This window comes from Paraburkholderia kirstenboschensis (genome assembly GCF_904848585.1).
GTDB lineage: Bacteria > Pseudomonadota > Gammaproteobacteria > Burkholderiales > Burkholderiaceae > Paraburkholderia > Paraburkholderia kirstenboschensis.
Map to the genome: position 1 here is coordinate 248,412 of NZ_CAJHCR010000004.1, position 11,958 is coordinate 260,369.

General features: G+C 62.6%; 11 protein-coding genes. 3 read left to right on the plus strand and 8 right to left on the minus strand.

Annotated elements, in window-relative coordinates; translation table 11 throughout:
- Positions 1-59: 59 nt before the first annotated feature.
- A complete protein-coding gene (locus JMY24_RS13940; RefSeq protein ID WP_128594189.1) occupies positions 60-818 on the plus strand; it encodes a HesA/MoeB/ThiF family protein in 759 nt (252 codons plus the stop codon).
- Between the two features lie 71 nt (positions 819-889).
- Here JMY24_RS13940 and ptsP read toward each other — a convergent pair whose 3' ends face one another.
- The 7 genes from ptsP to JMY24_RS13975 all read right to left on the minus strand — a co-directional run bounded on the left by ptsP (position 890) and on the right by JMY24_RS13975 (position 8,652).
- Positions 890-2,638: a phosphoenolpyruvate--protein phosphotransferase gene (gene ptsP / locus JMY24_RS13945; RefSeq protein WP_128594188.1), complete on the minus strand. Its 1,749-nt coding sequence runs from the start codon at positions 2,636-2,638 to the stop codon at positions 890-892.
- A gap of 295 nt (positions 2,639-2,933) precedes the next feature.
- Complete coding sequence (locus JMY24_RS13950) at positions 2,934-3,203, minus strand: HPr family phosphocarrier protein (RefSeq protein ID WP_006048084.1); 270 nt, start codon at positions 3,201-3,203, stop codon at positions 2,934-2,936.
- Between the two features lie 80 nt (positions 3,204-3,283).
- Positions 3,284-3,772 (minus strand): PTS sugar transporter subunit IIA, encoded by a 489-nt coding sequence (locus JMY24_RS13955; RefSeq protein ID WP_128594187.1) that lies wholly within the window; start codon positions 3,770-3,772, stop codon positions 3,284-3,286.
- 339 nt (positions 3,773-4,111) lie between these two features.
- Complete coding sequence (gshB, locus tag JMY24_RS13960) at positions 4,112-5,068, minus strand: glutathione synthase (protein ID WP_128594186.1); 957 nt, start codon at positions 5,066-5,068, stop codon at positions 4,112-4,114.
- 168 nt (positions 5,069-5,236) lie between these two features.
- On the minus strand, positions 5,237-6,526 hold the full coding sequence (gene gshA / locus JMY24_RS13965; protein ID WP_128585544.1) for a glutamate--cysteine ligase: 1,290 nt from the start codon (positions 6,524-6,526) through the stop codon (positions 5,237-5,239).
- Positions 6,527-6,772: 246 nt separating this feature from the next.
- A complete protein-coding gene (locus JMY24_RS13970; RefSeq protein WP_201702252.1) occupies positions 6,773-8,269 on the minus strand; it encodes an ammonium transporter in 1,497 nt (498 codons plus the stop codon).
- A 44-nt stretch (positions 8,270-8,313) separates the two neighbouring features.
- Complete coding sequence (locus tag JMY24_RS13975; protein WP_006048089.1) at positions 8,314-8,652, minus strand: P-II family nitrogen regulator; 339 nt, start codon at positions 8,650-8,652, stop codon at positions 8,314-8,316.
- A 467-nt stretch (positions 8,653-9,119) separates the two neighbouring features.
- Between JMY24_RS13975 and JMY24_RS13980 the strand changes: the two genes are divergently transcribed.
- The gene (locus JMY24_RS13980) at positions 9,120-9,374 is read left to right on the plus strand and encodes an accessory factor UbiK family protein (RefSeq protein ID WP_020067052.1); all 255 of its coding nucleotides are present in this window, start codon (positions 9,120-9,122) and stop codon (positions 9,372-9,374) included.
- A gap of 126 nt (positions 9,375-9,500) precedes the next feature.
- A complete protein-coding gene (locus tag JMY24_RS13985; RefSeq protein WP_201702256.1) occupies positions 9,501-11,078 on the plus strand; it encodes a YifB family Mg chelatase-like AAA ATPase in 1,578 nt (525 codons plus the stop codon).
- 332 nt (positions 11,079-11,410) lie between these two features.
- On the opposite strand, the gene JMY24_RS13990 is transcribed toward JMY24_RS13985, so the two are convergent.
- Entirely contained in the window at positions 11,411-11,950 is a 540-nt protein-coding gene (locus JMY24_RS13990; RefSeq protein ID WP_236597399.1) for a hypothetical protein, read from the minus strand.
- Between the last annotated feature and the right edge of the window lie 8 nt (positions 11,951-11,958).

Consider the following 11,958-nt stretch of genomic DNA (forward strand, 5'->3'; position numbering starts at 1 on the left):
TGTCTTCGCGGCGCAAGCCGCCGTGAAGACACGCAGCGAAGAAGACACGCTGGCCCGCCATGAATGACGATCAACTCCTTCGCTATTCCCGCCATATTCTCGTCGACGAAATCGGCATCGAGGCGCAGCAGCGCTTTATCGATGCCCACGCGATCATCGTCGGCGCGGGTGGACTGGGTTCGCCTGCCGCGATGTATCTCGCGGCGGCTGGCGTCGGACGCTTGACGCTAGTCGATGCCGATACGGTCGATCTAACCAATCTGCAACGGCAGATCCTGCATGTGAGCGCGTCTGTCGGGCGCAAGAAGGTGGAGTCCGGCCGCGACACGCTCGCGCAAATCAATCCCGAAGTGACCGTGAACGCGGTGGCCGAACGCGTCGACGACGCGTGGCTTGATCGTCATGTACCCGCCGCCACAGTCGTGCTCGATTGCACCGACAACTTCGCCACGCGCCACGCGATCAATCGCGCCTGCGTGAAGCATGGCGTGCCGCTGGTGTCGGGCGCCGCATTGCGCTTCGACGGCCAGATCAGCACGTTCGACTTCCGCGACGAAGCATCGCCGTGCTACGCGTGTGTATTTCCCGAAGACCAGCCGTTCGAGGAAGTCGCGTGCTCGACCATGGGCGTGTTTGCGCCGACGGTCGGCATCATCGGCTCGATGCAGGCGGCCGAAGCGCTGAAGGTAATCGGCGAAATCGGCACGCCGCTTGTCGGCCGGCTGACCATGCTCGATTCGCTGCGAATGGAATGGACCACCATGCGCATTGCGCGTCAGCCGGATTGCCCAGTATGCGGACAACGCCACCGGCCCTGAACAGAAGTACAAAGCCATAATGAAAAACGCCGCACATGTGCGGCGTTTTCATTCGGAGCAGGCAATGTCGATCAGGCTTGTGCTACGCGCTTAAGCGCAGCTTGCACTTCTTCGGGCTCGAACGAAGCGAGCACATCTGCCACCGGCTTCTCCAACGTTTTCAAATGCGAGCGCAAGACTTCCTGCTTGACCACGAGCAATTGACTCGGATGCATTGAAAACTCAGTGAGGCCCATGCCGAGCAGCAGACGTGTCAAGCTCGGGTCGCCCGCCATCTCTCCGCACACCGACACCGGCACCCCTGCCCGCTTTGCTTCGCGCAACGTGAAGGCGATCAGATGCAGCACCGCCGGATGAAGCGGATCGTACAGATGCGCGACCGAGTTGTCCGCCCGGTCGATAGCCAGCGTGTACTGGATCAGGTCGTTGGTGCCGATGGACAGAAAATCCAGCCGCTTGAGAAAGAGCGGCAACGCAATGGCCGCGGCAGGAATCTCGATCATCGCGCCGACCTGCACGTTCGGGTCGTACGCAATCCCTGCATCGTCTAGCTGACGCTTGGCTTCGCGGATCAGGTCGAGCGTTTGATCGATCTCCTGCGCGTGCGCGAGCATCGGCACCAGAATCTTCACGGTGCCGAACGCCGACGCGCGCAGAATCGCGCGCAGTTGCGTGAGGAACATCTGCGGCTCGGACAAGCTCCAGCGAATTGCCCTGAGCCCCAGCGCGGGGTTCGATGCGGTCTCGTAGCCGTCGCCGCCGCTCATCGAATCGAGGGGCTTGTCGGCGCCCACGTCGATGGTGCGGATCGTGACCGGCAGACCGTTCATCAACTCGACCGCGCGCCGGTAGGCTTCGAACTGCTCCTCCTCTTCGGGCATGCGGTGCTTGTGATTCATGAACAGGAACTCGGTGCGGAAGAGGCCAACACCGGTCGCGCCGGCGTCGACCGCGGCGCGCGCATCTTCGGGCAACTCAATGTTCGCGCACAGTTCGATACGCGTGCCGCACAGCGTTTGCGTCGGCGAAAATTTCAGGCGCTGCAGCTTGCGCTGCTCCAGCGCTTTTTCGCTCTGCCGGTATGAATATTCCTCCAGCACGATCGGTGCGGGATCGACGATCACAATGCCATGGTCGCCGTCGACGATGATCAGGTCGTCCTGGCGAATCAGCGCGCTCGCGTGCTGCACGCCGACCGCCGCCGGAATGCCCAGGCTGCGCGCGACGATAGCCGTATGAGAAGTACGCCCGCCGAGATCCGTGACGAAACCCTGAAACGTTTGCGTCTTGAACTGCATCATGTCGGCAGGCGCAATGTCGTGCGCGACCACGATCATTTCGTCGCATGCGCCGTGCACGCCATTCACCAGCGAGCCCGACGCCCCCGCCAGCGCCTTCAGCACCCGCTCCACCACTTGCTGGATGTCGGCCTTGCGCTCGCGCAGATATTCGTCTTCGATATCGTCGAAATGGCGCGACAGCCGTTCGAGTTGTTCGGTCAGCGCCCATTCCACGTTGTAGCGGCGTGTGCGAATCAGATCGATGGTTTCCTGAACGAGCATTGCGTCGTTCAGGATCATTGAATGTACGTTGATGAAAGCGCCCATCTCGCTGGGCGCGTCTGCGGCGAGATCGGCGCGCAATGCATCGAGTTCTTCATGCACCCGTTGCTGGGCCGCGCGAAATCGCTCGACCTCGCTCTCGATCTGCGCGGGTTCGATCAGGTAGTGGTCTACGTCAAGTGCAGCCGGGGCGATCAGATAGGCTCGCCCGATGGCAATACCGCGTGACACGGGAATTCCATGCAGCGTGAACGACACGCGCACCTCCTCTAGTTGTGTGATGCCGCGGCAAACCGCTGCAGTGCTCTCAGACTCTCGTCGTCATTATAAATTCCACGCCGTCCCGCACGTGCGTGAATGCTGTGTGCAATGCAGCATGAAAGACCGTAGTCGATGCGGTCAACGCATCGACGCGCCTGTCAACGCGTGCCGTTCGCCGCGGCCTCGACGCGTCGAGGCATCCGCCGACGAGATCCATGTATTGTCGCGCGCTAAAAAAAACGCCGCGGACAGGCCGCGGCGTTTTCACTCATCGCTATATCGATTCGCAAGCTCACTGACCTTCGCCGAATTTATCAGCGATCAGTTTCAACAGTGCGTCCATCGCTTCTTTTTCGTCGGCGCCTTCGGTTTCGATCAGCACCGTGCTGCCGATACCCGCGGCCAGCATCATCACGCCCATAATGCTTTTCGCATTGATACGGCGGCCATTGCGGCTCATCCAGATTTCCGACTGGTAGTTGCCCGCGAGTTGCGTCAACTTGGCCGACGCGCGCGCGTGCAGCCCCAGCTTGTTCACGATAGTCGTTTCCTGTTGCAGCATGTGATGGTCCGAAGCGCGGGTAAGTGTTGTTGTGAAGGTGAAACTGGCAATCAGTGATTATGCAGTTGCAATGCGATGCGCTACAGGCCTGCTGGCCCAGCCTTCTGAACGAGTTCCGCGTCGCAAGGCAACGCGGGCAGACAGTCGGGCGGAGCCGCCGATGCCTCAGCGGGCGCGGGCGTGGCCGGTCCGATTGCATGAACGCCCTTGGTCGCGCCGGCGAGCGCTTTGTCCACCAGCGTATCGAGCGGCGTTGCGCGATAACAGACTGCGCGCACCAGCATCGGCAAATTGACGCCGCACAGCACGCGCACGTCCGGCACCGACGCAAGCCGCCCCGCAATGTTCGCGGGCGTGGCGCCGAACATATCGGTGAGCACGAGCGCGCCGTTCTCTTCCTTCAGACGCGTGATTTCCGACTCCGCGAAAGCAACCATTTGTGCGGGATCGCAGTCGGGCGATACGTCGATCACGCCAATGCGAGCCGGCAAGCCACCATAGATATGCGAAATACAGTCGCGCAACGCGGTGGCGAACGGAGCGTGCGCAATGATCAGAATGCCTGCCATGTCAGCCTTGCTGCAAAAAGACGGCCCCAAACGTCGATCGGAACCTGTCCGAAACGCTCGCTCTCGGCCGGCCGTGGGCCATGAGAGCCGGGAATGCACCCCTTCGTGAGCGGAACCATGCGCATGGCGCCGTGCCGGCGCGCGCCGAACCCGCTCGTTCCAGGTCCGCTATTCGTGCCGATGGCTCGGTGCAAGAGCCCATCGCTGGAAACAGATGCGAAGAGCGGGCATTGTAGCAGGCCCGTTTTCGGGCCAAAGCCGGCGTCCCGCTCACAGCGGACGTGATGCTGATCCTGCCACGTAGTTTGGGGGCCGCGGCCCACATTCAAGGATGACCGCTCAACCCGCCGCCCGCTCCAGCGCGTCGATGAACATGGCCGCGACGTCGAAGCCCGTCTGATCCATGATCTCGCGAAAGCACGTTGGGCTCGTCACATTGACTTCCGTAAGCCAGTCGCCGATCGCATCCAGCCCGACGAGCAGCAGACCGCGCGCCGCCAGCACCGGCGCGAGCGTGTCAGCGATCTTGCGATCATGATCGGTCAGCGGACGCGCGACGCCGAGGCCGCCCGCCGCCAGGTTGCCGCGCACCTCGTTGCCTTGCGGAATGCGCGCGAGCGAATACGGCACTGCTTCGCCGCCGATCAGCAGAATGCGCTTGTCGCCGTCCTTGATCTCGGGGATGAACTTCTGCGCCATCACCGAACGCGCGCCGTCGTGGCTCAGCATTTCGATGATCGACCCGAGGTTCATGCCATCCGGCTTCACGCGGAATACGCCCATGCCACCCATGCCGTCGAGCGGCTTCAGAATGACGTCGCCGTGCTGCTCGTGAAACGCCCTGAGCCGCGCCGGATCGCGTGTCACCAGCGTGGGCGCGACGAACTCAGCGAACTCGCCAATCGCGAGCTTTTCCGAGTGATCCCGAATCGCCTGCGGCTTATTAAAGATGCGTGCCCCGGCGCGCTCGGCCATTTCGAGCAGCCACGTGGACGTGACGTATTCCATGTCGAACGGCGGGTCTTTGCGCATTACCACCGCGCTAAAGCTCTTGAGCGCGCGCGGCGCGGCGGCTTCCGCCGTGTACCAGATATCGCGATGCAGGTCGGTCACGTCGCCGGTGATCGCAAAGCGCTGCACGTTTGCTTCGACGTCGCCGCCCGTCCACGCCAGATGCTTCGGCTCGCACGTGTACAGCGTATGCCCGCGGCGCGCGGCCTCGGCCATCATCGCGTAAGTAGAGTCTTTGTAGATCTTGAACTGCGTAAGCGGATCGGCGATGAAAAGAATGTCCATGAAGGTCCCGTTGCGCCCTGCTGGGCCTGGCGTTGATCGTGAAGTTACGCGTGAAGTTACGTGTGAAGTTGAGCGTGACGTTGCGCGTGAATGTCGTCGGTGAAAATGGCGCGGGCGGCATGCGCGCCTCCCGCAGCCTCATGCAGCCCGGCCTCGCGAGGCCTGCGCTTAAACCTGGATCGCTTCCGGATCGGTCTTTTCCAGTTCGACCGATGCCGCCAGCAGCCCGAGCCGAGCCACCACGCCATACATGTAGAAGCGGTTCGGCGGCGCCGCGCCGGGTTTGGCGTGCGCATCGGGCAGCGCCGTGTGCTCGAAACCGAGCGGCACGAAGTGCATGCCCGGCGCGTTCAGATTCTGATCGCGCTCGCGGCTGCCGTGCACGCGGTAGAAACCGCCCACCACGTACCGGTCGATCATATAGACGACCGGCTCCGCCACTTCCTCGCCTATCCGCTCGAACGTGTACACGCCTTCCTGCACGATGACGTCGTGCACTTCCAGGCCGTCCTTCGTGGCCGCCATCTTCGCGCGCTCGCGCTTGGTGAGCGCGGCCACTTCCGACGCGTCGTGCACGGTCATCACGCCCATGCCGTAAGTGCCCGCGTCCGATTTGATGACGACATACGGCTTTTCGGAAATGCCGTACTCGCGGTATTTTTTGGCGATCTTCTTCAACACGCCGTCGATCGCATCGGCGAGCGCTTCCTCTCCCGTGCGCTCCTGGAAATCCACGCCTGCGACATGCGCGAAGTACGGGTTGATCATCCACGGATCGATCTCGACCATCTTCGAGAACTTCTTCGCAACGTCGTCATAGCACGAGAAGTGCGTCGATTTGCGGCGAACGGCCCAGCCGGCGTGCAGCGGCGGCAGCAAATACTGTTCGTGCAGATTCTCGAGCACGGGCGGAATGCCGCCCGACAGGTCGTTGTTCAGCAAGATCGAGCACGGGTCGAAATTCTTCAGGCCGAGGCGGCGCTGCGAGCGCTCGAGCGGTTCGAGCACGAGTTTCTGCCCGTCCGACAGAGCAATCGTGACGGGTCCGTTGATGCTTTCGTCGAGCGTGCCGAAACGCACGTTCAAGCCGGCCTGGCGCATGATCGCGGCCAGCCGGGCGACATTTTCCAGATAAAACGCGTTGCGCGTGTGGCGCTCCGGAATCACGAGCAGATTCTTCGCGTCCGGGCAGATTTTTTCGATCGACGCCATGGCGGCCTGCACGGCAAGCGGCAGCACTTCCTGGGGCAGATTGTTGAAAGCGCCGGGAAACAGATTGGTATCGACCGGCGCGAGCTTGAAACCCGCATTGCGCAGGTCGACCGAGCAGTAGAACGGCGGCGTGTGCTCCTGCCACTCGAGCCGGAACCAGCGTTCGATTGCGGGAGTAGCGTCGAGGATCTTCCGCTCAAGATCGAGCAGCGGGCCGTTTAACGCCGTAACTAGGTGCGGAACCATTGATCACTCGCAGACTGGAGAAAAAAGATTGTAGAGCAAATGCTTTGCCCATTTGGGGACGCTTTCTCCATTCGCAAGCTAGCCAGAATGCATTGTCTCTATCGGAATGATAGACAGGAAAAAGAACTGTTAACAAGATAGCGAGCAAGAAAAAAGCCCGCCATGAAGGCGGGCCAAAGCGCTGTGCTGTTCGTGCTTGTTCCTGATTCGTCGAGCCCGGGAGCACGGGCTCGTCAAGCCACTTCCTTATTCGACGTGTTCGCCGTGCAGGCTCACGTCCAGACCTTCGCGTTCCTGCTCTTCCGTCACGCGGATACCGATTGTCATGTCGATGATCTTCAGCAGGATGAAGCTCACCACGCCGCTGTAGATCAGCGTCGTCAGCACGCCCTTGGCTTGCAGCAGGACGCTGCCGTCGAAGCCGCCGATGTCCTTGACCGCGAACACGCCGGTCAGAAGCGCACCGACGATACCGCCGACGCAGTGCACGCCGAACGCGTCGAGCGAGTCGTCGTAACCGAGCTTGTGCTTGAGCCACGTTGCCGCCCAGAAGCAGACCACGCCGGCCACGATACCGATCACGAGCGAGCCGAGCGTACCGACGAAGCCCGAAGCCGGCGTGATCGCCACGAGACCAGCCACCGCGCCGGACACGATACCGAGCACCGAAGGCTTACCCTTGGCCGCCCATTCGGCGAACATCCAGGCGAGTGCCGCGGCTGCCGTTGCTACTTGCGTTGCGAACATCGCGAAACCGGCACGGCCGTCTGCGGCGACTGCCGAACCCGCGTTGAAGCCGAACCAGCCCACCCACAGCATCGCGCCGCCAATCAGCGTGAGCGTCAGGTTGTGCGGAGCCATTGCTTCCTTGCCGTAGCCGACGCGCTTGCCGAGCACCAGACAGCACACCAGACCCGCGATACCGGCGTTGATGTGCACGACCGTGCCGCCCGCGAAGTCGAGGACGCCCGCGCTAGCCAGCCAGCCGGTCGGTTCCCAGACCATGTGCGCAATCGGCGAGTAGACGATGATCGACCACAGCGCCATGAACACCAGCATCGCCGAGAACTTCATACGGTCTGCAAACGCGCCCGTGATCAGCGCCGGGGTGATGATCGCGAACGTCATCTGATAGACGAAGTAGACCGTTTCCGGGATCGTCGGGGCCAGGTGGCTGACGGTCAGCGTCGTGGCCTTGTCGCCCTTGATGTAGTTCATGCCGGCCATGAAGACGCGCGAGAAGCCGCCGATGAACGAGCCGCCCGGCGTGAACGCGAGGCTGTAGCCCACCACCGTCCAGATGATCGTCACGAGGCAGGTGATCGCGAAGCTTTGCATCAGCGTCGCGAGCACGTTCTTCTTGCGGACCATGCCGCCGTAGAAGAGCGCCAGACCCGGGATCGTCATGAACAGCACGAGCGCGGTGGAGGTCAGCATCCAGGCGGTGTCGCCCGAATTGATCTTCGACGAATCGACCGAGAACGGCGCGGTCGGTGCGGCCGGAGCGGCGTCCGATGCCGCAGGTGCGGCGGCGGCGCTCGCTGCGGGTGCAGCCGATGCGTCAGCAGCGGGTGCCGAAGCTGCGGCGGCGGCCGAAGCGTCCGGTGCCGGCGCGCTTGCCGCCGTATCGGAAGCAGCGGCCGAGGCGGCTGCGGGAGCGGAAGCGTCGTCCGCGAGGGCGGCGCCGATACCGCCCGCGAGCAGCGAACCGGCCATCAGCAAGGACATCAATAGTTTGCGCATCTTTCGTTTCCTCTTGTCGCTATCTGTGTCGCTATCTTTTGGTATTACAGAGCGTCCGCGCCGGTCTCTCCGGTGCGAATCCGGATCACCTGCTCGATCGGCGTGACGAAGATCTTGCCGTCGCCGATCTTGCCGGTTCGCGCCGCGCGCTCCAGCGCCTCGATCGCCTGATCGACGATGTCGTCCGAGACAGCGGCCTCGATCTTCACCTTCGGCAGGAAATCGACGACATATTCAGCGCCGCGATACAGCTCCGTGTGGCCCTTCTGACGGCCAAACCCCTTGACCTCGGTGACCGTGATGCCCGAGACGCCGATCGCCGACAAGGCTTCGCGCGCCTCATCGAGCTTGAACGGCTTGATGATTGCGGTAATGAGTTTCATGAAATCCCTCGCTTAGTTGCGTAACCCGTTGCGTAACCCTGTTTGCGTAACCCGTTGCGTAACCTGTTTGCAGCCTGCTTGCACTTCGCCTGCGTTTCGCTTGCAGAAGCTGGCTGGCACTCGTAACCCGTCCGCGTGGTCTCGTTTCGCTGCCGGAAAATGGTGCCGGCAGTGCGCGCGGGGCAGTAAGAGCAACTCGTATGCCATGTTGTGTCAAACTCCGCCCGCGCGGGCTTCGCGAGCAGCTCAGCCGTCCTTGTCCGGATGGCTAACGCACGCCGCGCCCGGTGGCGCGGTGCAGGGATCGTTGCTAGAGTGTTCGCAGGTTCCGAAAGAGGAAGCGCGCACCAAAGGGGCTCACGCCGCCGTGAGTGGAAGAGGCCAGCGCACCAACACAGCGCATCGCCAGAGGCGAGGCACAGACGTAATGAAACGCTGCACATTTTTTGTGCACTAAGGGGAGCACCATGAAACAACCGAACGATGTTTTTAACGACATTCAGGCCCGCATGAGCGAGCTGTTCAAGAATTCGCCGGCCAAAGACGTCGAACGCAATGTGAAAGCCATGCTGTCGCAGGGCTTCTCCAAGCTCGATCTGGTCACGCGTGAGGAGTTCGATACGCAGACGCAAGTGCTCGTCCGCACACGCGCGCGTCTCGAAGAACTGGAACGTCGCGTCGCGGAACTCGAACAGAAACTGCCGGTGACGCAGACCTCCTGACGCTTTTCGCTCTCGCAGCGCAGTAGCTGCGTTTAGCTGCACATCACAGGCAAGCGAGCCGTGACGTCATCAGCGTATTAAGGGGATCGGCGCGCGTGAGTCGCGCACCGTCCGACGGGAGAAAACATGTCGCTTGCCGTGGTGCGCAGTCGCGCGCCGGCCTCTGGCCGCGCGCCCGAAGTAACCGTCGAGGTGCACCTCGCGAACGGGTTGCCGTCTTTTTCGATTGTCGGGCTGCCCGATCTGGAAGTCCGCGAAAGCCGCGAGCGAGTCAGGGCGGCGCTGCAGAACTGCGGCTTTGATTTTCCCGTGCGGCGCATCACCGTCAATCTCGCTCCCGCAGACTTGCCGAAGGAATCGGGCCGCTTCGATCTGCCGATCGCCTTGGGCATTCTCGCGGCAAGCGGCCAGATTCCCGCGGAATCGCTGCTTCATCGTGAATTCGCCGGCGAGCTGTCGTTGACCGGCGCGCTGCGTCCCATGCGCGGCGCTTTCGCGATGGCCTGCGGCACCGCGCGCAGCGCGGCAGCGTGCGGTGAAACGTCCGCCGAATGCATGGCCGCTCACGCGCCGCCGGACCGCAATCCGCAGCTCTATCTGCCCGCCGCAAGCGCGGCCGAGGCTGCGCTCGTGCCCGGCGTGGATGTATATGGCGCGAGCGATCTGCCCTCGTTGTGCGCGCATCTGGCCGACGCGCCCGATGCGCGCCTTTATCCGGTCGCCGCACCCGACCTCGCGCAGTTCACACCCGCGGCCGTGCCCGACATGGGCGACGTGATCGGCCAGCGCGGCGCGCGTCGCGCGCTCGAAGTCGCCGCGGCCGGCGGACATCATGTGCTGCTCATCGGGCCGCCGGGCGCCGGCAAATCCATGCTCGCCGCCCGCCTGCCGGGTCTGCTGCCACCCATGACCGATGACGAAGCGCTCAGTTCGGCAGCCTTACTGTCCGCAAGCCGCACTGGTTTCTCGCCCGCGCAATGGCGCCGACGGCCGTTTCGCGCGCCGCATCATTCGTCGAGCGCGGCAGCGCTGGTCGGCGGGCGCAATCCTCCGCAACCGGGTGAGATCACGCTGGCCCACCTTGGCGTACTTTTTCTCGACGAATTGCCCGAGTTCGACCGCGACGTGCTCGAAACACTGCGTGAACCGCTGGAAGCCGGCCGCATCACCATCTCTCGCGCTGCGTTGCAGGCCGACTTCCCCGCGGCGTGCCAATTGATCGCGGCGATGAATCCGTGTCCTTGCGGCTGGCGCGGCGATCCGAACGGACGTTGCCGCTGCACGCCCGAGATCGCGGCGCGCTACCTGCGCAAGTTGTCCGGCCCGCTGCTGGACCGGATCGACATTCAACTCGAACTGCCGGCGCTTACGTCGGCGGAGCTATCCGCGCGGTCGAACGCCGTTGGCGAAACGAGCGCGGCGATCGCATGCCGGGTGAATACCGCCCGTGCTCGCCAATTGGCACGGCAAGGCAAAACCAACCGCGAATTGAGCGGAAGAGAGGTGGACGACGTCTGCCGGCCCGACGCAGCCGGCGAGGCGTTATTGCGCGAGGCCGGCGAGCGCTTCGGTTGGTCGGCCCGCGCTTATTACCGTGTGTTGAAGGTGGCGCGCACCATCGCCGACCTCGCGGGGACGATCATGCCGAGCGCTGCGCACGTTGGCGAGGCGGTTCAGTATCGACGCGCTTTTGGCTCTGGGTGAGGAGAAAAATATGCTGTCAAGACTTGACTTATGCACATGCGCGCGTTCCAGATAAATTTAGAAACATCTGAAAGGTACCTAGAAGCCTGCGTCGCAAGATCCTTGATTTAAAACATCTTTTTATTACGCCCAGTGTGCGCACGGACTGGTGAAATGCCCACGGGACGGGCGTCTGCGCGAATAAAGCGAGAGTTCTCAACAGAGTTATCCACAGGACGCGCCGTCAAGTGGAAAACTTCAACGTAAACCGAGAATTAGCGTGAAAAGCTGCGAAGGAACTTTCACTACAACAATGGATCCCGCGCGTCGCGAATCGGCCAAAACTACTGTTTTCAATACAGTTGGAACGACGAAAAAAATTGGTCCACCTGCTCCTGCGGCAGTGGCTGCGAAGCGATGATCGCGGCTTGATATGCATGCCGCCCTCGCGCGACCAGCCGAGCATAAACGGTGCGCTTTTCGTGGTCCGAACCGGCCTGTCCGCTCAGCTTCATTTCCAGCCCCAGCACCTTGCCGCCAGCCGCGAGTGGAATCTGCACAGCGCGCGCCTCCGGCTCCGCGCCGACGTTGCGCGCCAGGCCGGTACGCAGAAAGTCGAGCGCCTTGCGTTGCGTCGCCTCGCTTTCGTCGGGCAGCGTGATCGTGCCGACCGCGAACACGGCGTCGCCGGCTTCGGCCGTTTGCATGGCCATTTGCATCGGCGCCCCGTCTATCTGTACGGCGCGCTGATCGTTGCCCGGCTTGGCGGGCAGATCGATCGTGTAGCCGCTGTCGTTATTCATGATGGTCCGCCAGTCGAAAGTCGGCGAGCATCCGCTCAGAGCCGCGCCTATGGCGAGCGCACAAGCCCCCGCGCGGACGGCCGAATGCATGCGCGAAA